The sequence below is a fragment of the Pseudocoprococcus catus genome (assembly GCF_019734885.1).
GTDB classification, from domain to species: Bacteria; Bacillota; Clostridia; order Lachnospirales; family Lachnospiraceae; genus Coprococcus_A; species Coprococcus_A catus.
Map to the genome: position 1 here is coordinate 43,341 of NZ_JAAXCM010000029.1, position 21,296 is coordinate 64,636.

General features: G+C 44.1%; 17 protein-coding genes. 2 read left to right on the forward strand and 15 right to left on the reverse strand.

Annotated elements, in window-relative coordinates; all coding sequences use genetic code 11:
• Positions 1-73 precede the first annotated feature (73 nt).
• The 11 genes from HED67_RS07450 to HED67_RS07500 form a co-directional block, all read right to left on the reverse strand.
• A complete protein-coding gene (locus HED67_RS07450; protein ID WP_330656559.1) occupies positions 74-445 on the reverse strand; it encodes a heavy-metal-associated domain-containing protein in 372 nt (123 codons plus the stop codon).
• Positions 446-512: 67 nt separating this feature from the next.
• Positions 513-968: a DUF1934 family protein gene (locus HED67_RS07455; protein ID WP_178440788.1), complete on the reverse strand. Its 456-nt coding sequence runs from the start codon at positions 966-968 to the stop codon at positions 513-515.
• A 129-nt stretch (positions 969-1,097) separates the two neighbouring features.
• Complete coding sequence (locus HED67_RS07460; RefSeq protein ID WP_221717921.1) at positions 1,098-2,534, reverse strand: alanine/glycine:cation symporter family protein; 1,437 nt, start codon at positions 2,532-2,534, stop codon at positions 1,098-1,100.
• 536 nt (positions 2,535-3,070) lie between these two features.
• A complete protein-coding gene (locus tag HED67_RS07465; protein WP_221717922.1) occupies positions 3,071-3,532 on the reverse strand; it encodes a YhcH/YjgK/YiaL family protein in 462 nt (153 codons plus the stop codon).
• A 189-nt stretch (positions 3,533-3,721) separates the two neighbouring features.
• Complete coding sequence (locus tag HED67_RS07470) at positions 3,722-4,882, reverse strand: sialidase family protein (protein ID WP_221717923.1); 1,161 nt, start codon at positions 4,880-4,882, stop codon at positions 3,722-3,724.
• Positions 4,883-4,920: 38 nt separating this feature from the next.
• Positions 4,921-6,204 carry a TRAP transporter large permease subunit gene (locus tag HED67_RS07475; RefSeq protein ID WP_221717924.1) on the reverse strand — a complete coding sequence of 428 codons (1,284 nt, stop codon included), beginning with the start codon at positions 6,202-6,204 and terminating at the stop codon, positions 4,921-4,923.
• 20 nt (positions 6,205-6,224) lie between these two features.
• Positions 6,225-6,713, reverse strand: a complete 489-nt coding sequence (locus tag HED67_RS07480; RefSeq protein ID WP_221717925.1) for a TRAP transporter small permease — start codon at positions 6,711-6,713, stop codon at positions 6,225-6,227.
• Between the two features lie 13 nt (positions 6,714-6,726).
• Positions 6,727-7,731 carry a 4-hydroxythreonine-4-phosphate dehydrogenase PdxA gene (gene pdxA / locus HED67_RS07485; RefSeq protein ID WP_221717969.1) on the reverse strand — a complete coding sequence of 335 codons (1,005 nt, stop codon included), beginning with the start codon at positions 7,729-7,731 and terminating at the stop codon, positions 6,727-6,729.
• A gap of 43 nt (positions 7,732-7,774) precedes the next feature.
• Entirely contained in the window at positions 7,775-8,674 is a 900-nt protein-coding gene (gene dapA / locus HED67_RS07490) for a 4-hydroxy-tetrahydrodipicolinate synthase (RefSeq protein WP_221717926.1), read from the reverse strand.
• Between the two features lie 151 nt (positions 8,675-8,825).
• Positions 8,826-9,983: an iron-containing alcohol dehydrogenase gene (locus tag HED67_RS07495; protein ID WP_221717927.1), complete on the reverse strand. Its 1,158-nt coding sequence runs from the start codon at positions 9,981-9,983 to the stop codon at positions 8,826-8,828.
• 91 nt (positions 9,984-10,074) lie between these two features.
• The gene (locus HED67_RS07500) at positions 10,075-11,373 is read right to left on the reverse strand and encodes a four-carbon acid sugar kinase family protein (RefSeq protein WP_221717928.1); all 1,299 of its coding nucleotides are present in this window, start codon (positions 11,371-11,373) and stop codon (positions 10,075-10,077) included.
• Between the two features lie 368 nt (positions 11,374-11,741).
• Here HED67_RS07500 and HED67_RS07505 point away from each other — a divergent pair, with 368 nt between their 5' ends.
• Positions 11,742-13,514, forward strand: a complete 1,773-nt coding sequence (locus tag HED67_RS07505) for a sigma-54-dependent transcriptional regulator (protein WP_221717929.1) — start codon at positions 11,742-11,744, stop codon at positions 13,512-13,514.
• Positions 13,515-13,600: 86 nt separating this feature from the next.
• Here HED67_RS07505 and HED67_RS07510 read toward each other — a convergent pair whose 3' ends face one another.
• Positions 13,601-14,500, reverse strand: a complete 900-nt coding sequence (locus HED67_RS07510; RefSeq protein WP_221717930.1) for a DMT family transporter — start codon at positions 14,498-14,500, stop codon at positions 13,601-13,603.
• A gap of 366 nt (positions 14,501-14,866) precedes the next feature.
• Between HED67_RS07510 and HED67_RS07515 the strand changes: the two genes are divergently transcribed.
• Positions 14,867-15,757: a LysR family transcriptional regulator gene (locus HED67_RS07515; RefSeq protein ID WP_221717931.1), complete on the forward strand. Its 891-nt coding sequence runs from the start codon at positions 14,867-14,869 to the stop codon at positions 15,755-15,757.
• Here the strand turns inward: HED67_RS07515 and thrS are convergent.
• The 3 genes from thrS to HED67_RS07530 form a co-directional block, all read right to left on the reverse strand.
• The gene (gene thrS, locus HED67_RS07520) at positions 15,738-17,495 is read right to left on the reverse strand and encodes a threonine--tRNA ligase (protein ID WP_178440801.1); all 1,758 of its coding nucleotides are present in this window, start codon (positions 17,493-17,495) and stop codon (positions 15,738-15,740) included. The two genes, HED67_RS07515 and thrS, sit on opposite strands and share 20 nt — an antisense overlap.
• Positions 17,496-17,827: 332 nt before the next feature.
• Positions 17,828-18,214, reverse strand: a complete 387-nt coding sequence (locus HED67_RS07525) for a thioesterase family protein (protein WP_246612148.1) — start codon at positions 18,212-18,214, stop codon at positions 17,828-17,830.
• Between the two features lie 133 nt (positions 18,215-18,347).
• Positions 18,348-21,296: a response regulator gene (locus HED67_RS07530; RefSeq protein WP_221717932.1), complete on the reverse strand. Its 2,949-nt coding sequence runs from the start codon at positions 21,294-21,296 to the stop codon at positions 18,348-18,350.

Genomic DNA, 21,296 nt, shown 5'->3' on the forward strand with positions numbered 1-21,296 from the left:
TCATATCATCCAGAGATTTTGTCTTTTGTGACCGGCTCCTATTCCGGATTTTTAATTACTGCACTATTTGCTTTTATTTCTTACCAAAATGGAAAAATCCCTTTTTCTCATATGGTTCGCTTGTATAACTGATCAGTTCATATCCAATATCTTTGATTTCTTTCTTCGCCCATGGAATATCCAACTCTGCATCACTGATGATGACTGTCTCTCCATCTTTTGCTGAAGATGTAACTTTCTTTACTTTAAAGTTCTTGCGGATCAGATCATTCATATGTGCTTCGCACATTCCACACATCATACCATCAATTTTTAATACTGTTTTTACCATAATTATGCATTCCTTTCGTTGTGAACTCCAGGCTTGCCGCTTACCTTCTTCGTCAGCGGAAGTCATACTGCCTGCACCGGCAGACAGGTCGATATAATGACATACTGTTTTCACATGTCAATATACACCCCCAGGGGGTGCTTGTCAATTCATAATTATGTAAGCTTGATGTGATTTTTTATCAATTAAAGACAGCCACAATCTCCTGCTCCCCAACAATTGGTGTATGACCGCTGCTGTCATCCAGCGTATACTGTACCCGTATTGTCAATCCTGTTTCATTCTCTTCTATAGAATATGTCTCTGTATGCAGCAAAAATTTTGCTCCGACCATATAGGCTTTATAATCCACCATGGTCGCAGTCAATGTATCAAACAGCATATCACAGGTAATCGCGCCCACACGGTGCAGCAGCATTTTCTCCTGATCTGCAAATATCCCATTCTTGGTGATGGCATTGCCTGTATAATCTGTATAGGCCAGCATATGCTGTCTGCCGTCCCATTTGTACTCTCCCGTTGTCTCCCACTGACTATCAACGCCTTCTACAATACTTTTAATACGGATAGCAACGTTTCGCACTGCCGATTCTGATCCTGTACCTGTCTCTTTGATATAAATAAAATCCTGTTCCATTTATCTGACTCACTTTCGTGTATTTTCTTATTCTGATTTATCATCCGTAAAACTCTCCCCTTCTCCCGAAGAGTTCTTCGGTCTTCTGACATAACTGCTACAAACATAAATAAAAAATTCAGTATTATTTTATTTTCGTTTCCAAACCCCGGTTTTGTCCTCGATTCCGAATTTTGCCGGATCAAAGACCGGATTCTTGCCTTCCTTCTTCTGCTGTTCGTAATCCTTCAATATAGCCGACGCTTTCGGCGCCAGCAGTGCAATGGCGATAATGTTGGCCCAGGCCATAAGTCCATAACCGATATCACCCATGGACCAGATAGCGTCCGCATTGACCAGTGCGCCGAAAAATGAGGCTGCAAGGAAGACTGCACGGCAAATGTTGACTGCCAGCTTGCTGTTGCCTGTCAAATAGCGGATGTTCGCTTCTGCCTGATAGCAGTAGCCTGTCATAGATGTAAAGACAAATAAAACGATGACAATGGCCAGTACTTTGCCGCTCCATGTTCCATATGTATTCATCAGCGCATGCTGTGTCCATTTGATACCAGCCTCAATGCCGCCTGTCTGACTGAGAAGCAGATTTCCCGCACTATCGCAGACATCAAATGTACCTGTCAGCAGAATGATCAGTGCTGTAGCTGTTCCGATGAACAGTGTATCCACATAGATAGAGAATGACTGGATCAGCCCCTGCTTCGCCGGATGAGAACATTCTGCCGCTGCAGATACGATGGCGCCGCAGCCCATACCTGCTTCATTGGAATAAATGCCTCGCTTAACGCCCCAGGAAACGGCAGAACCGAGAATTCCGCCGAAAACTGCATGTTTACCGAAGGCTGATGAAACCACCACTCCAAGAATTCCCGGAAGCTTTGTGATATTCAATCCAAGAATCACAACCGCTGCCAGGATATAAATACCGCACATCACCGGTGCCAGCATCTCAGCAATCTTCGCAATACGTTTAATACTGCCGTATACAACAATTCCAAGAATCACACAGCAAATGGCACCTACCAGAATCTTATTCACAGAAAATGCTTCTTCAAAAACCGTTACCAGCGAATTGATCTGAACCCCAGGCATCAGAAATCCCGGGCCAAGGAATGCCACCACTGCAAACAAAATGGCGTACGGCTTGCATTTAAGTCCCTTCTCGATATAGTAGGCCGGTCCGCCCATATACTCACCATCGGGATTCTTTACTTTATAAGCCTGTCCCAATGCGGATTCTGTATAGGCAGAAGCCGCCCCGATCAGGGTAATGATCCACATCCAGAAAATGGATCCCGGCCCGCCAAAATAAATGGCTGACGCCACACCGGCAATGTTGCCCATGCCCACACGGGCACCAACAGTTGTGGCAAATGCCTGAAACGGCGTAATACCGTTCTCACTTTCTTCTTTTGCTCCAAGTAAACGTACCATTTCCTTCAGTAACCGAATCTGAGGAAACTTCATGCGAATTGATAAATAAAGACCGACTCCCAGGCAGAGCAAGACAAGCACCATACTCCAGATCATGGAGTCTACATGACTGACAAATTGTGAAAATGCTTCCATAAAAACGTTAAAACCTCTTTCCAACCGGCACATAGACAAAACAAAATCCTGATAGACAAACCTATCAGGATTCTGACAAATAAGCCCGGTTAATTACGCAACAATGGTACTATGATACGCTATATTCTACAAAAAATCAACCATCACAGGCAAAAATGTTCATTTTTTAGTACATTAAATTATTGCATTGTAGAATGTAAGGTATAATACGTATTTCTTGCCCTTCCATTCTTCTGTAAATATCCTTTTCTAACCATATTTATTCACCTCTTTCAAGTCTATCGGCTCATTATTTAGCTCAATTGATTTGATTGATTTGATTTTTAACTATGAGAAACACGCTTCGCGAGTTTCTCAAGTTATCGCGGCCTCTACACTCCGTTTCGGTCGTTGCTAAACAAGCGCCACTGGCGCTTAGCAACGCCAAGGTCTCGTGCAAGCACGGACTTTGGCTCGTTGCTTGCGTAAATAAAAAAGGCCTGTATATTTCATATCCTCATAAAAATAGAATATGATACATACAGGCCTTTTAATAACTATACAGGCAATTTCAATATGATTTTTGTGAATACATGCGGTTCGTCCACATGTGACACCGCTTTATGGCCATCGTGCGGATACGCAATATAGAAGATGTCTTTTGAGATTGTCATGTGATGTGTGCGTTCTCCATCCCATCTGGCAGCATCTTTTTCTGCATCGTATGGAATGGCCTCTGTCAGATCTGCCAGTTCCATCCAGGCCATTTCTTCCTGGCCATCCAGAAGGATCTGAACATCAATGTACTGCTTGTGGGATTCAAATGTTCCTTCAGAAAGTGGTTTGGTGGTACCATGTTGAACTTTGAAAAAACCGTCTGGCACACTGTTTAATTCATAGCGTCCGTCAGAAAGTTCACCTTTTTCCTGAAGCATCTGCTGAATTTCCTTCCAGGCAGCTGTGATGCCCACTGCCATTGGTTCATAAAAACCGATATGTTTGATATGGTCGATAATCATGATTTTTCACCTCATTGTTATTCGTTTGAACAGCTATTCATCATTCTCCCGCATACTTTGTGCGGAATTGACTCAGTTGTTATCTTACTTGTCTTACTTATCTTACATTTGTTTGACCCTGATAAATGTAGTCAAAATCGACTGCACTCATCAGGGTCTTTTGGAATTTTATGTTAGCTTAAGAAAGCGCTATTTGATCTGAGCGGATGTCGGGTTGTAGAAGCCTGCTGTTTCACGCTTTGCACCCATGACATCTTCTTCTGTGAAGCCCATGTATTTGATGCCGATTCTGTTTTTGTAAGCAAATGCCAGATGGAGTCTGCCGTCTTTGCCCTGCATCAGATAAGGGTATTCGTACTGCTTGTTGTTGGTTGTATTTTCGTCCCCTGTGAAGCCTTCGCCTCTTTCCATGACACGGATCATTGGCCATGTCTTGCCGCCGTCCTCAGAAAGTGCAACAGCAACAGGGCAACGAAGTCCCGGCCATGCCACTTTGCCGTATACCGGATGTGGCGCATGGGTTGGGTTGTAAGCGATGGCAATTCTGCCGCTGGCCAGTTTCAGCGCACTGATACTGGAGTTATTGTTCGGAAGTACTGTCGGAACCGGTTTTGTCCATGTATCACCCCAGTCTTTGGATTCGCTGATATAAATGTTGTCAGCGAAACGGCTGCGGAGAAAGCATACAAGTTTGCCGCCTTCAAGTTCTACAACATTGGCATGAACAGCACCGTTGCTTTCAGGCATGTCGACTTTCTTCCATGTCATGCCTTCATCATCTGAAATACGGAATGCAGTTGGATCGCCTTCAAGACCATTCACAGAGTCTGTGCAGATCCAGTTACCGAAAATCCAACGACCATTTGAAAGCACCTGGATTGGCTGACGACAGAAGCTGCCCTCTTCCGGGAAAATAACTTCCGCTTCGCCCCATGTTTTGCCGCCGTCAAAACTCTTCTGGCAGCGGATAATGGAGGTGAACTGCATATTGTCTTTGCCTTCCATACGGTCTAACTGTGCTGTATACATACACCATACGGCACCGTCCGGTCCTTTAAATAAGGAAGGATTCTGTTCACTTCTCTCACTATCATAGGAAACCTGGACCGGTTCACTCCAGTGATCACTGCCATTTTCCCATCTTGCGCACACAATGCTGATATCTTTGCTGCCTTCGAAGGAACCAGCAAACCATGCGCAGAGCCTATCACCGTTTTCAAGCTCAAGAAGTGCCGGTGCATGGGCTGTGCTGTATTTGCCCGGAGGTACCATAGCCTCAAGGGTTCCCATATCTTCATTATAATAAACGGTTCCGTCCGGGGTCAGTCCCTGAATATGTTTGAATTCCATAGATTTTCTCCTCTCGTATAATAAGTACTCCAATGATTCTACATGTACGCCCAAGTTGACAGCTGCGGGAAGAACATATAAATTGCGATGATCAGTGTCATAATGCCCCACAATGGCAGGATGCTCTTGGCAATCTTAAAGGGCTCCACCTTAGCAATTGGTGCCATGATATAGAGGCTGACGCCAAAAGGCGGTGTCAGTGAACCGATGGCTACGATGCCGGACATACCTGCGCCGTAAACCATTGGATCAATACCAAAGGATGCTGCAATTGGTGCAACGATTGGTACTATAATGGCAATCGGGTTCATGAACATCATACCGATAGACATAACAATAATACTTACAAAGATAAATGCCTGTGGTGAAGAAAGAACGCTTGTGATAGCTGTTCCGATGATCTCGCCGCCATTGAACACATCCATCAGTTTTGAGAATGCAACTGCAAAAGCCAGCATCATGGCAACGGATGCCACGTTTTTGACAGAACCGACAATGGCCAGCCACAGGCCTTTGAGATCCAGTGACTTATAAATAAACAGAGAAACAATACATGCATAAACAACGGATACGGCTGCTGCTTCAACAACTGTCAACAGACCGGAGAAAATACCGCCCAGGATGATAACCGGTGATAAGATCCCCCAGATACCGTGACCGATAACTTTGCCTATGCCTTCTGCACGAAGGGCTTCATAAGATTCACGGATCTTTGTCTGGTCTCCCTGGTCTTTACGACAGTGAAGCAGCGTGATGACAATCAGTGCAGTGGCACATGTCAGACCAATAACTGCACCGACTTTGAACATCTGTCCTTCATCTGTACCTGCCATGGCGCAGTACTGAAGGATAGCTGAACTTGGAGGAATCAGCTGTCCCAGAGAACCGGCTGCAGCGATCATACATGCGAAGAACAGGCGGTCATAACCGTATTCAATGAGAATTGGCAGTACCATGGCACCCACAGCTGCAACAACGGCCATACCGGAACCTGAAATCATACCGTAGAAAATAGCAGTTAAAACAGCTACCAAAGGAATACAGGAACGGAATCTTCCCAGGAAGTAACGGAAAACATTGAAAATCTTTTCTGTCAACTGTCCCTGCGACATGATATTACCGGATACAACGAATAATGCGATGGCAACGTAAGTTGTCTTACCTGCTGCACTTGTCAGCCATCCGACGATATCGGACATCTGGTAAAGGCTTCCGCCTGTCATCAATGAAGGAATGATAAACGCAGCGCCGTATGCAGCCACCATAGAAAATCCAAAGAGGAGCAGCACTACAAAAAATACTCCGAAAATTACGCCTAACATTTTTAGTCCCCTTTCTTTTTCTATGATACAGATACTTCATCCGATGATTTAATCGTTTTGATAAACATCTGGATATCTCTGATCAGATTAAGTGCAAAACCTACAAGCGGTGCAAGGTAGATGAGCCATAATGGCATACCTGTTACACCCACACTGCCTTCTGCCTTTGTCTGAGCGACAAAGATGACAGAGCCGTAGATAAAAAATACTGTTAAAATACCGTCAAATACGAACTGTGCTGAGAACAGGAAGTTCTGCAGCTTTTTAGGATATTTTGCTGTCAGTGCGTCAACGATGATATTGGCACCTCTCTTTGTACAATAGCTTGCACAGAAGAAACATACCCAGATATAGGCAAAGATTGAGATTTCTTCCGGAATGCCCATCCAGCCCGGAGCAAGGAATTTGCAGATAACATTGACTGTTTCCATGATGAACATGATAATAATGCCCACTGCAATAACATTTTCTTCAAGTTCTTTAAACCAATGATTTTTTGCCTTCTCCATAGCAGTCCCCTTTCTATTTTGTTCTTCCTTCTGACATGCGGATTGCGTAATCCATTGCATTAATAAGGCTTAATTCGTTGGCCACGCCTTTTCCTGCCTGGTCAAAAGCAGTACCGTGGTCAACAGATGCACGAATGATCGGAAGACCAAGTGTGATATTAACACCTGCCACTGCATCCCATTTCTGTTCTGCCTGATTGTATACAAAGCCCACCACTTTAAGTGGAATATGTCCCTGATCGTGATACATAGCTACAACGATATCATACCATCCGCCCCGGGCTTTTGAAAAGACTGTATCCGGAGGGACAGGACCATCAACGATGATGCCTTCACCTTTGGCAGCTTCGATAGCCGGTGTGATTTCTTCAATCTCTTCACGGCCAAACATACCGTTTTCGCCGCTGTGCGGATTTAAGCCGGCAACACCGATCTTCGGCTCTTTGATGCCGAGTTCTTTGCAGGCCTGATCAGCGATTCGGATAACTTCCAACACACGGTCTTTTTTGACTCTGTCGCATGCTTCTCTCAAGGATACATGGGTAGAAACATGAACAACTCTCAGATTTTCATGGGCAAGCATCATGGTATATTTCTTTGTGCCTGTATATTCCGCATAAATTTCTGTATGGCCTGAATAATGATGACCTGCAAGATTCATTGCTTCCTTATTTAATGCATTTGTCACTGTGGCATCTACTTCATGGTTCATAGCCAGTTCAATGACTTTCTTTACATACTGGAAAGCTGCATTGCCGGCCATAGCAGAAACAACACCTCGCTCCAGTTTGTCCATATCCACAAGTTTCATATCATAAACATCAATGGTACCGAATTCAAATTTTGCTTCTTTGACATCGGATACAGCATTGATCTTGACATCTTTTCCGACGATGCCCACTGCTGCTTCCATGACAGCTGCGTCACCGATGATGATCGGTGAGCATTTCTCATAGATTGCAGGGTCAGATAATGCTTTAACTGTAATTTCAGGGCCGATACTTGCAGGATCGCCCATTGTAATACCAAGGATCGGTTTCTTACTCATTTTCATGTGCCTCCTATGCCATGCCTTTTGCTTCGTTTTCTTTTAATACTTTCTTGATGGCTTCAATACCGGCTTCAGGCACCTGGTTGAATGGTGCACGGCACTTGCCGACCGGATGACCCATCAATGCAACTGCAGTCTTAACGATGGTGTTTGGATTGCCGTATTTGAAGCAGGCTCTGAAGGATGCGATGGATGCATTGGCCACCTTTGCTTCTTCGATCTTGCCTTCCATAAACAGATCATAAATAGAAGACATTGTCTTAGGATAAAGGTTTGCGCAGCCTGCGATACCGCCTGTGCCGCCTGCTAACAGATTCCAGATGATCAGTGCGTCGTTGCCGGATAAAACACTGAAGTTCTTGTCTGTCTTTGCGATATATTCAAGAATATTGTTGAAATTGCCTGAAGAATCTTTTGCACCAACGATGTTATCGATTTCAGCCAGTCTGCCTACTGTATCCGGTGCGATGGCATTGCCCGTTCTTGCAGGAATGTTGTAAAGAACGATTGGCATGTTCGGAACTGCTTCAGCAACTGCTTTGAAGTGTTCATACAATTCGTTCTGGGATGCAGCTGCAAAAGATGGTGTGATGATAGAAAGAACATCTGCGCCAAGGGATTCTGCCATCTTGGACATACGGATTGTATCTTTTGTGCTGATGCAGCCTGTGCCTGCGTATACAGGAACTCTGCCATTTGTTTCTTCAATAACTGTCTTCAAAACCAGTTCTTTTTCCTGGTCATTGAGAATGTAGCCTTCGCCGTTTGTACCGAATGGGAACAGAGCGTGTACACCACCGTCGATGAGACGGTTTACCTGGTTGCGAAGTTCTGCTGCATTGATGCTTTCATCATCGTTCATCGGAGTAATAATCGGTGGGATAATTCCTTTAATTTCAACGTTTTTCATTTTACTTTGCGCTCCTTTATCTAATCTGTAACTATAAGTTCCGTTTGATTTTTCTTTTATTTCTTCTATATATAATGCTGTATGCCTGCGGCTTTATCTGATTTTCTCTAACTCAGAAATTTTTTCTTTTTTTGCAAACACTTCTGCTATTTTAGAGTATTTCCAGATATAAAGCTCTTGCATCTTCAGCAGTTACTTTTCTCATGTTGTTAACAAGCAGTCTCTGGACATCCATACCGGCTGTCACAAGGAAATCAAGATCATCTTTTGATACACCATATTCCTTCAGGCTTGTAGGAATATCCAGATGTTTGATGATACTGCACATACGATCTAATACCCATGCAGATTTCTCTTCTACAGAGAGACTTGCATCACCATTGTGGTTGACTCTGTCATAAGCTGCTGCAAACTTTTCACGAACAACCGGCTCATTGAATTTCATAACCGGTGCCAGCATGATGGCATTGGATACACCATGCGGAATATGATATTTACCGCCCAGAGGATAACTCAGTGCATGGACAGCTGTTGTACCGGATGCTGTGATGGCTACACCTGCATAAAATGCTGCGATAAGCATATTGTTCCTTGCATCATCTGCTGTTTTATCGTCGCAGGCTGCTTCAATATTGTTGATGATCAGATCGAATGCTTTCAGTGCAAATGTGTCTGAGAAAGGATTGGCCTTATTGGATGTGAAACATTCAATGGCATGCGCCATAGCATCGATACCTGTTGAAGCTGCAATCTTTCTTGGCAGTTTTTTTATCATTTCACCATCAAGGATCACATAATCAGGAATCATTTCATCATTGACGATACCGACTTTTAATTCTTTTTCAGGAACAGCCACGATAGCATTTGGTGTTGCCTCTGCGCCTGTACCGGCTGTTGTAGGGATCATCAGGGATTTCACACATTTTTTAGCCAGCTTCGGATTGTCCAGAAGATCTCTTACCTGATATTCATCTGTTGCAAGGATAGAACAAAGCTTTGCTGTATCCATAACGCTGCCGCCGCCAACAGCAACGATGAAGTCACAGCCTTTGTTTCTGAATTCATCGACAACGTCCTGTGCCTGATCACATGTTGGTTCCGCAGCCAGGTCGCTGATGAGTTCATAAGCAACGCCGGCTTCTTTAATATAGTTTAATGGTGCTTCCAGAAGTCCCGCACCGATAATGCCCTGATCTGCAAATACTGCGATTTTCTTTGCATTCTGAGCTGTGATATCTTTGACATTCGCTAATGCGCCTTTGCCTGCATAGACTGCATGGGGCATTTTTAATGTGTACTGTTCTAACATTTGCTTTTCCTCCTGTTTGATTAAAATTGGTTAAAATTAATCTATCGTTTATCTGTTGTTCGTTGTAACCATTTTTATTGATATCTGCTGTTTACTGTGCCAAAATCCTTGTCAGCTGCTCAATCAGTCTTTCCTGACCAAAACCGCCGGATTTTGTGATTACATAATGTTTTTTGTCCTGATAATTTAAGGATGTCAGAACACATCCCGGTCTGATCTCATTCACCGGTTCCAGTTCACTGACTCCGATGGCCTTCATAAATCCGATCAGTGTATCACCGCCTGTGATCAGATAAGTAGCTTCCATGCCGGCATCGATAAGCTTTTTCAAAAGATAACCCAAAGTTTCTGAAATTCTCACCCGGACATCTTCAATGGAGTAGCCCTTTTTGGCTGCATATTCCATTGTGTCATTGTGTCCTTCTTCATCATTGCTGTCGATGATAATATGCTGCATGCCGTCCTTTGCAAGCTGACGGATCTTCCCAAGGCCTTCTGGCTGATCCCAGTAACTGATTTCCAGTTTTTCCTCCGGTTTCAAATGGATTCTCGGAATGCCCATCTTCTCGCCATAAACAATCTGGCTCTTTGTGATCGGATTAACACTGCCGCACAGGAAAACAAGGTTTTCTTTTAATTTCACATCGCCACTTTTTTTCACCGGCAGTTTCAGAAGCTCCGGAAGCTTTGCCGCAAAACCGGCACATCCTGCAAGAATCGGAATATCGCTCTTTTTGCTGACTGCCTCAGCAATTTCATCTAAATCCGCATCTGTCTCAGCGTCATAGAGAAATAATTGCTGTTTTGCTGCTTCTGCCGCCTTCTGCCTTCTTTCTTCTGATGCCTGAGTTTTCCAGTCCTCAGCTGTCTGAAGCTTTCTTTCTGCTTTGCTGACGCCGATAACCCCGCCTCTGTAACCGGTTGCCCGAAGTAATTCATCTACCCGGTCATACATCACGGGTTCAAAAAGATCCTGTCCGAATACGCTTTCCTTCACCGGAATACCGTCTATATAATGAACACCGTCAACGGTGATTCTTCGCATTGCCGGAAAAGCCGGAACAAACACGATATTTTTTCCAAAAACTGCATCTGCCGCTGCCTGCAGCTCACTGCCTACATTTCCTCTTAAGGCTGAATCCGTTTTCTTATAGAAGCAACGGATACCGTACTTCACGGCCCGCTGACACACATCATTGACAATCTCATAGGCTTTTTCTTTCGGTACATGACGTGTCTCCACATCAATCACAATCACATCACAATCAGAATCCGGCTCCACCCAGTGACCGCTTACAACAACCTGAGTCCGAATGCCCTTTCCCGAAAACTGAACACCTGTATCCAAAGCCCCTGTAAAATCGTCCGCCAGTATTAACAGTTTAACCATCTGCCTATCACCTTCCTCCTGAAAATTACTCAATACTTCGTCAAAAACCACTGCGACCGTTCAATTCATTAGCAGTCACAATCGCTCACATTTCATATCCCTATTCTATTCAAAAAGCATTCTGCGCACAATTTCAAGAATATGCAAAAATGTTTCATTTTGAAACATAATAGAATTTTATAAAATAATGTATTGATTTATCCTTTTTTTAATCGTATAATATGTTTCATATTGAAACACATTATACAATTTGTTATACAGTCACTATCATTATTCAGGAAATTCTACTTTTAATTTCCTGTTAGATTCAATGTACCTGGATTGTGACAGAGTTTCTCATCAAAAACAACGGAGGAAATGAAGCAACCATGAAAGACACTATTCGCGTACTGGCCATTGCCCCTTATGAAGGGCTTGCCCATCTTTTAAAACTTATCGGCAACCAATACGATATGCTCCACCTGGATATTTTTGTTGGTGATCTGGAACAGGGTCTGACCATTGCCAGGTCCCATCTTCCCGGCCGATATGATGCTGTCATCTCCCGAGGCGGAACGGCGGATAGGATTCGCTGCATCACACCGCTTCCGGTCATTGATATTTCTTTCTCGGTTTATGATATTTTGCGATCATTGAAGCTGGCTGAAAATTACGCTCAGAATTATGCGTTTGTGGGATTCCAGAGTATTATTGATACAGTGCATATTCTCTGTGACCTGCTGCAGTACCGCATCGAGACCCACGTTGTTAATTCAGAAGAAGAAATTGCCCCGACCCTGGAGCAATTAAAAAAGCAGGGCATCACCCTTGTATTCGGTGACACCCTGACCCATGAAATTGCCGGAGAAATGGGTATGAATGCTGTTTTTATTAATTCCGGTGCTGAAAGCATTCATGAAGCCTTTCGGCAGGTGATTCAAATGTTTAATACATTTTCCATGTTTGACAGCCGGGTTCATCTGCTGGAAGATGCCATGAGGCTCCAAACTTCTTCCAGTATCATTTTACAGGAAGATGGCAAACTCTATTTTTCCTCTTATGACGAAGATGATGCTGAAGAAGTGCTGAATTATTTGCGGGGAATGATCACTTCCACTCTGCCTGACCGCCATTCCAAATCCTTCCATCTGATCGGAGAAAAACTATTTTCCATTCAAATGCAGAAGAAAAACTATAAAGACAACGTATTTTATCTTTTTTCCCTTGGATTGTCGCCAATTCCTAAAGGCAGCAGCAAAAACGGTGTGCGCTACTATAACCACGAGGAGATCAAAAGCAATTATTTTACCAGCTTTTTCTGCCTGACGGCAAAGGCTTCCGACCTGAATACGACGCTGCATGAAATGAATGCCAGCCGCCGTCCGATTATGATCCTCGGTGAACGCGGCACCGGCAAAGACCACATTGCCTATCGTCTGTATCTTGAGAGTCCCTATACCAATAAGCCTTTCATCTCCATTGACTGCAAATTGATCACGGAAAGATACTGGACCTTCCTGACCAAGCACATCAATTCGCCATTTTGCGACAATGATAACACCATTTATATCAGCAACATCCAGGATCTCAGCGACTCCTGGTGCCGCCAGCTGCTTTCACTGATTTTGGATACCCACCTGTATAAGCGAAACCGGCTGATGCTCTCTTGCTCACTGAGTATTGAATCTGACAGAGATCCATCCAGGGATTTCATTGATTATCTGCCATGTACCTCTCTGTACATGCCGCCGCTGCGTGAACTGACGGATGACCTGCCATCGGCTTCAGCCCTTTATCTGAACAAATTGAACTCTGAACTTTCCAAACACATCTCCGGCTTTGAGACGGATGCTCTGAAAATTCTCTGCGACTACGACTGGCCGGATAATTTTCTCCAGCTTAAGCGCGTGCTGTCAGATGTTGTCATCCACACAACCGGCAATTACATCCAGGCCGACTGTGTCAAAGAGATTCTGGCACGTGAAATGACACAGTATGCGATGACTGCACCTGTCAAATCCACCATTGATTGCAATCAGCCGCTGCAGGATATTATCAAAAATGTTGTCCTGTCAACTCTTCAGGACTGCGGTGGCAATCAGACTAAAGCCGCACATAAACTTGGCATCAGCCGCACAACCATGTGGCGGTATTTAAAATAAGCGCTGAACGGTAAAAAGCACTGAATCCAACCAAAGGTTTCAGTGCTTTTATCTCTATTCATTAATATTATATTTACTTGTAACTGTTAGGATTGATGTGCCACAACTCGTACCAGCTGTTTCTTTTTCCTGACAACAGAAGCTGCAACCACACCGGCCATTACCAGCATTGCACCCATATACCCCTTCCCGGACAATGTCTCATGCAGGAAGATGTATGAGAAAATAGCCGAGAAGACCGGTTCCAGTGCAAATAAAAGACCTGTATGTTCCGGTGTTGTATACTTCTGTGCCATTGGCTGCATCACGAATCCAAAGGCACTGCATACAAATGCCAGACCAAGAATAGCAATCCACTGGGAACCGCTTGACGGCAATGTCGGTGTTTCAAATATAAATGTGCAAATGACACCATACAGTGCTGCAAATCCAAGCTGCCAGATGCCAAGGAGCATTCCGTCCTCTTCCTGTGCAAACTTGTCCGTCAGCAGAATCTGCACCGCATACACAGCTGCACCCGCAAGGCAGAGAATATCACCGCTGTGGAACACCAGTGACTGCTGCAGAGTCAGCAGACAAATACCTGTCATGGTCAGCAGAATACTCAGGATATTCTGGTGATCCGGCATTTTCTTCTTGATCACCCCATGGAAAATCGGCACAAGAACAACGGTTGTACTTGTCAGAAAACCGCCGTTGGAAGCTGACGTCGTCTGAAGGCCATGCATCAGAAACGCAAACAGCCCAAACAGAAACAGGCCAAGAACCGCACCTTTCATCATCACACACTTCGTCGTCTTCCTGAACTTTTCAAAAAACAAAAGTAAAACCGCAATAAATGCGATACCAAACCTTAATGCAATAATACAAAACGGCGGGATACCATCCAAACCAATCTTCATCAACAGATAGGAACTGCCCCATGCCATCGCAACCAGCGCCAGCATACTATCCGCCCTCTGCTGAGTCCATCCATACTCCCTCATTTTTCCACTCTACTCCTCTATCCTTATTTCAAGGTGCCTTTTAATTTGGCATTGCAAAATCAATTTCCCGATGATCAGTCTGTCCGACTGTCCATTCAACGCAGGTGCTTCTAAAGTGGCCGGTACTTAGGCACTGTCCTTTAGTGCCTTATGTACCGCTGCCAACTTTAGGCAGTGCAAACGTGCCTGCGTTGAATGGACAGTCGGACTGGCTGATATGGAAAACAAGGATTTTGCAATGACAAATTTTACAAGACACCGCCTTGCTTTTTTGCTTTCCATGGAGTATTATACATCTATCTGAGTATTTGAAAAGAGAATAATATTAATGCTTATCATTCACAAAAGTTATGGAGTGTGCCTGCAATGATTTTAAACCGCTATGAAATTTTTCTGAAAACCGCCGAAATCGGCAATATTACCAAGACTGCTGAGATTCTTCACTACACTCAGGCAGGCATCAGCCATGCCATTGCCGCACTGGAGAAAGAGACCGGATTTTCCCTTCTGGCAAGAAGTGCTTCCGGTGTCACCCTCACTGAGAACGGCAAACGTCTTCTGCCCTACATACAGACTCTGGTCAATGACCAGCATGGCCTATCCCAGGCCATTTATGATATCAACGAGACAGTGGCCGGTACACTCAGGATCGCCACCTTCACCAGTGTTTCAACCCAATGGCTGCCCACCATCATCCGGAAGTTTCAGGCAGATTATCCCCTTGTTGAATTCGATCTGCTAGCGGGTGACTACGATGAAATCACAGAGCGTATTTTAAGCGGCCGCGTGGACTGCGGTTTCCTGACAGCCCCTGTTGCTGACCCGCTGATCTTCCATCTGCTGTACAAGGATCCAATGAATGTGCTTCTGCCCGTTGGACATCCCCTCACGAAACATGATGTGCTGACTCTTCCGGAGATCAAAAAAGAGCCTCTGGTCCTGCCGACCAAAGGCTCTGATAATGATATTCAGGCAGTATTAAATTCAACCCGCGGCAAAACCAACGTCCGCTACGTCTTAAATGATGATTTCTCCGTTATCTCCATGGTATCTCACGGATTCGGCATCACCATCATGCCGGAGCTGATTCTTCGAAACCTCAATTACAGTCTGGAGATTCGTCCTATTGACCCGCCCCAGTACCGTTCCATCGGCATTGCTTCCATGCCGTTAAACCGTGTTTCCGTGCTGACCAAGACTTTTATTCAGTATCTGACTGATCCATCCAAAATCAACTTTAATGAACCTTGTTCTTGATTTCATCAACGATCTTCTCAACGAACTCATCAAGACCCACAACTGTTGTGTCTTTCTCACCGTGAAGTCTGTAGGAAACTGTTCTGTTATCCTTCTCGTTGAAACCGATAACAAGAAGATATGGTACCTTCTGGATCTGTCCTTCACGCATACGATAGCCCAGTTTCTCTGATCTGTTGTCCAGATCGACACGAACATTCTGTGCTTCAAGCAGTTCACAGATTTCATTGGCATAAGCATTCAGGTCGTCATCATCTGTCTTAACAGGCATAACCTTGACCTGGATCGGTGCAAGCCATGTAGGCAGGTTGCCCTTTGTCTCCTCAAGAATATAAGCCATAAATCTGTCAAGAGAACCGAGGATTGCTCTATGCAGAACAACAGGTGTCTTCTTCTCGCCGTCTTTGTCAACATATGTCAGCTGGAACTTCGCCGGCAGACAGAAGTCAAGCTGACATGTGGATAATGTGATCTCATTGCCCACTGCAGGCTTCACGTTAACATCCAGCTTAGGACCGTAGAAAGCAGCTTCGCCGATCTCTTCTGTGTATTCAAGACCCAGTTCGTTCATAACTTCACGCAGCGCATTCTCTGCCTTGTTCCACATCTCATCATCATCATGGTATTTCTCTTTGTCTTCAGGATCTCTCAGAGATAAGACACATCTGTAATCTGTGATGCCGAAATCCTCATATGTGCTGAAAATCAGATCAACAACTCTTGAAATCTCATCCTTGATCTGCTCAGGTGTTACAAACAAATGGGCATCATTCTGGCAGAAATGTCTGCCTCTTTCGATACCTTTCAGTGTACCGCTGGCTTCATATCTGAAATCATGAGCGATCTCACCGATTCTAATCGGCAGATCTCTGTAAGAATGTCTCTTATTCGCATAAATCATCATATGATGCGGGCAGTTCATCGGTCTGAGTACAAAGGCTTCATCATCTACTTCCATGGCAGGGAACATGTTCTCTTTGTAATGATCCCAGTGACCGGATGTCTTATAAAGGTTCACAGTACCGACACAAGGTGTCATAACATGCTGATAACCCAGCTTGCGTTCCTTCTCCTTGATGTAGTTCTCAAGTTCCTGCCAGATCGTATAACCCTTTGGAAGGAACATCGGAAGGCCGCGGCCTACCAGATCATCCACCATGAAAAGTTCCATATCCTTGCCGATCTTACGATGGTCTCTTTCCTTGGCTTCCTCAAGGAGCTGTAAATGCGCTTCCAATTCTTCAGCTGTCGGGAAACATACGCCGTAGATTCTCTGAAGCACCTTGTTCTTGCTGTCACCCTTCCAGTATGCACCGGAATGTCTCAAAAGCTTGAAGTGGCGGCATAACTTCACATTGTCTACGTGAGGTCCGCGGCAGAGATCTGTGAAATCGCCCTGTGTGTAACATGAAATATTTCCGTCTTCCAGACCATTGATCAGATCAAGCTTATATTCATCATCCTTGAACATCTCAAGGGCTTCTTCCTTGGTAATCTCATGACGAATAATCTTCTTGCCGCTCTTGGCAACCTTCTTCATCTCTTTCTCGATGGCAGCGATATCTTCATCTCTGATCACATCGTCACCCAGATCCACATCATAGTAGAAACCTTCTGCAACAACAGGTCCAACCCAGAACTTAGCCTGTGGATAGAGATGTTTGATTGCCTGAGCCATCAGATGTGCACAGGAATGGTTCAGCATTTTCAACTGTTCATCTTCTTTAAAATTAACCATTGTACTTATCTCCTTCTATCTTCTGTATCCAAAAATACCGATTCCCGTCAGGAAACCACAACCCTTTGGATACACCATTTTTAGCATTGCAACTGTTATTGTACCACGCCGGATGATTTTTAACAATATCTTAGCGAACTATTATTTTTTTAAGTGCGATAATCTGCCCCATCTCAGCGGAGGTGCGGTGTGAAATAGAAAAAAGCCGGATAAGCAGCAGGCATCTCAGCCTGCCATCTTATCCGGCTATTATTTCTATTGAAGAAATTGCCCTCCGATGAGTCATGACAAGTATACTATATATAGAGATATATTCGTCAAATACTATTCTCTTACATATTAAATGCTGCCTTATTGATCACTGCACGTTTATGTGTGCCTGTACCAATGAGACCATTCTCATCATAAGCATTCACTGCAAATGTCACCTTCTTGCCGTTGACAACTTCTGTGATCTCTGCTTCACAGCGGACTTTCATACCGCATGGTGTGGATGCAAGATGCTTCACCTCAACGGACATACCAACAGAGCCTTTGCCTTCTTCCAGGCACTGTTCCATCAGCTTCGCGCATGTCAGTTCCATCAGATTGATCATGCTTGGTGTAGAAAAAACAGCAGGCAATTCGATGGCCGGCAGCTGCGGATCATTGTGATTGGCCAACATGCCCTCATTAACAACGATCTCTGCTTCGTACTTCATTCCAACTTTCATTTCCATGGTCATACCCTCCTACAATAAAAACTTCTTCATTTATATTTCTGTTACCTTTTCCAATTTCTATCATATCAGAAAAACATGAATCCGCCAACATATGTATGTGAAATTAAACATTTTATATGCAAACTATTTATCATGGGAGATTGTCTCGTAAGGTACTGATCAACTCCTCCATAACTATCGGTTTTGACAGGAACCCATCCATACCGTATTCCAGTGCTTTCTTTCTGTCCTCATCAAAGGCATTGGCAGTCATGGCAAGAATTGTGATGCCTGCCAGTGCCGGGTTATCCAGAGCACGGATCACCTTAGTGGCTTCATATCCATTCATTACCGGCATCTGCACATCCATCAGCACCAGATCATAATTCCCCGGCATCGAATTCTTAACTTTCTCCACTGCCTCTGCACCATTTTCTGCGGTATCAACCAGAAATCCATATTCATTAAGGATCTCCATCGCAATTTCTCTGTTCAGTTCATTGTCTTCTACAAGCAGTATGCATTTGCCTCTGAAATCTGCACCTGCTTCCGGAAGAACTGAATTCTCTGACTCGGCCTGGCTCTGACCGATAGCAGCCATCAAAGTCTCTCTGATATCTGACATAAACAGAGGTTTCGCACAGAATGCAGTCACCCCTGCTTCTCTGGCTTCCACTTCGATATCTGACCAGTCATATGCAGTCAGGATAATAATCGGTGTGTCATCACCAAGACTGCGAATCTGGCGGGTAACTTCAATGCCATTCATATCCGGCAGACGCCAGTCGATGATATAAGCGTGGAACGCATCACCCAATTCCATAGACTGCCGTGCACGGAGAACCGCCTCCCTGCCGGAAAGTGTCCATTCCGAACGCATTCCAACCCTCACAAGCATTTTTGTCACGCTGTCGCAGGTATTGAAGTCATCATCTACAACCAGTGCCTTAAGACCCTCCAGCTCTGCGATCTTCTCTATACGGTGGTGCTCAGACTGAATCCGAAATGGCAGACGAACAATAAATTCGGTGCCTTTGTCCTGTTCTGTCTGAACCTCAATGGTACCGCCCATCATATTCACAATATTCTTGGTAATGGCCATGCCAAGCCCTGTACCCTGGGTCCTGCTGACTGTAGATGTATGTTCCCTCTCAAAAGGAGAAAATATCTTCTGTACAAATTCCTGACTCATGCCGATTCCGTTATCCTTTACCCGGATCTCGTACAGTTCACTGCCCTTTACTATCCCCGGGTACTGTTTCAGCCGTACAGAAACGGTTCCACCTGCAGGTGTAAACTTAACTGCATTGGACAAAAGATTCAGCAGCACCTGGTTCAGCCGCATCTTATCACAATAGACATCCTCATTGGTAACATCCATGGCATCCATATAAAGTTCCAGCTGCTTCGCATGAATCTGCCCACTGATGATTGTCTTCAGGTCATGAAGCACATCAGACAGACTGACCTCTGTTTCTTCCAGATGGATCTTGCCGCTCTCAATCCGGCTCATATCCAGGATATCGTTGATCAGTGAGAGCAGATGGTTGCTGGAGGAAAGGATCTTGCCCAGATAATCCCGAACCCTTTTCTTGTCATCAATATTACTTACAGCCAGTGTCGTAAAGCCGATAATCGCATTCATTGGTGTCCGGATATCGTGAGACATATTAGAAAGGAATGTACTCTTTGCCTTGTTTGCTGTCTCTGCAGCATGGACTGCCTCAGAAAGTGCCTGGTTCATTTTTTTATCGGAAGTACGATCCGACATAACCAGGATATATTTCTTTTTCCCGTTCACCTCACTGCCCATTGCAATAATATAAAACCATCGTTTTTCCCCTGTTTTCTGATGAACACATTCAAAATCCCATTCTCTCTGCTCATGAACCTGGATTTCCTCCAGATAATTCTTCTCGGAATCTTCAGATTCTTCAGGATGCAGTTTTCCCAGAATATAAATATCTTTATGAATCTGTTCTACTGTAATCCCCAGCAGCTTTTCCACATTTTGACTGACATAATCTGCCTGATATGTTTTTGCATCCAGCATCAGAAAAACATCATCCACATTCATTGAAAGCTTTTGAAACAGCTCATCTCTATACAGGATCTCCGTATCCTTTTTCCTGAGGTTTATTCTGCCTTTTTGAATAATAAGACTGATAAGGAGTGCAGCAATACAGAATACAACCACACTAACAAGAATTATCGTACTCCGCTGCAGATTGTTCATACTGGCATTGACAATATCTGCCCGGACAAGTCCCAAAAATATCCAGTCCTGGATATCCGATTTTTCATAGACCAGATAATAATTCCTTCCATCCAGATTCAGCAGCATTGCATCTGTATCTCCTGCTTTAAACTTCTCTGATAGTTCAAGGATCTCTTTTTCAGACATATCAGAATGCTCTCTCAGAACTCCGAAGAAATTATACACATTCCCCCATGACTCAGAAGAATGGTCAATCACAACACGGCCATCCGAATGAACAATAAAACTCTGGGCATTCCCATCAAAAGCAGAAATATCCAGCACATCTACGATATCAGAGTTTTCGTAAGCAATGGCAATGGCATCATATTCAAATCCCTGATAAATTCCATGCGCCCTTGGAGTGGCAAAGACAAGCATCTGGGATTTTCCTGGAACTGCTGCATTCGTTATCACATCATTTCCCTGCCGGATCTTCTCTTCAATATTTTCCTGTAATCCAAGAAACCCTGTTTCCCCTGTTGCCATTTTATAGTTCCCGTCAACCGACAGAAAATAGAAGTCTAAAAACCCAGCGTCTTCCTGTGCATTCTCTATATAATAGCGGATTTCATCTTCACCGGAGGTATTCTGCAGATTTTCTCCCCATATATGAAGATACGTCAGATTCTTATTTGTCAGTTCCCTCAGCATATTATCAGACTGATGAAAAACCTCTGTCAGATGAGAAACACTTTCGTCATAAATCGTTTTCGACACAAATCTAAAATATTGGAAAACCAGCAAAACAATTCCTATGACGCAGGCGATAAAAACAGTTATCCTTAACCGTTTTCTCATAACAGTTTTTTCTCTGTTTATATTATGATTCTTAATATTCAT

Coding starts and splice junctions, on each gene's coding strand:
- HED67_RS07455 (WP_178440788.1), bottom strand. CDS start 968: ATGGAACAGGATTTTATTTATATCAAAGAGACAGGTACAGGATCAGAA.
- HED67_RS07460 (WP_221717921.1), bottom strand. CDS start 2,534: ATGGAAGCATTTTCACAATTTGTCAGTCATGTAGACTCCATGATCTGG.
- HED67_RS07465 (WP_221717922.1), bottom strand. CDS start 3,532: ATGATTATCGACCATATCAAACATATCGGTTTTTATGAACCAATGGCA.
- HED67_RS07470 (WP_221717923.1), bottom strand. CDS start 4,882: ATGGAATTCAAACATATTCAGGGACTGACCCCGGACGGAACCGTTTAT.
- HED67_RS07475 (WP_221717924.1), bottom strand. CDS start 6,204: ATGTTAGGCGTAATTTTCGGAGTATTTTTTGTAGTGCTGCTCCTCTTT.
- HED67_RS07480 (WP_221717925.1), bottom strand. CDS start 6,713: ATGGAGAAGGCAAAAAATCATTGGTTTAAAGAACTTGAAGAAAATGTT.
- pdxA (WP_221717969.1), bottom strand. CDS start 7,731: ATGGGCGATCCTGCAAGTATCGGCCCTGAAATTACAGTTAAAGCATTA.
- dapA (WP_221717926.1), bottom strand. CDS start 8,674: ATGAAAAACGTTGAAATTAAAGGAATTATCCCACCGATTATTACTCCG.
- HED67_RS07495 (WP_221717927.1), bottom strand. CDS start 9,983: ATGTTAGAACAGTACACATTAAAAATGCCCCATGCAGTCTATGCAGGC.
- HED67_RS07500 (WP_221717928.1), bottom strand. CDS start 11,373: ATGGTTAAACTGTTAATACTGGCGGACGATTTTACAGGGGCTTTGGAT.
- HED67_RS07505 (WP_221717929.1), top strand. CDS start 11,742: ATGAAAGACACTATTCGCGTACTGGCCATTGCCCCTTATGAAGGGCTT.
- HED67_RS07510 (WP_221717930.1), bottom strand. CDS start 14,500: ATGAGGGAGTATGGATGGACTCAGCAGAGGGCGGATAGTATGCTGGCG.
- HED67_RS07515 (WP_221717931.1), top strand. CDS start 14,867: ATGATTTTAAACCGCTATGAAATTTTTCTGAAAACCGCCGAAATCGGC.
- thrS (WP_178440801.1), bottom strand. CDS start 17,495: ATGGTTAATTTTAAAGAAGATGAACAGTTGAAAATGCTGAACCATTCC.
- HED67_RS07525 (WP_246612148.1), bottom strand. CDS start 18,214: ATGGAAATGAAAGTTGGAATGAAGTACGAAGCAGAGATCGTTGTTAAT.
- HED67_RS07530 (WP_221717932.1), bottom strand. CDS start 21,296: ATGAATATTAAGAATCATAATATAAACAGAGAAAAAACTGTTATGAGA.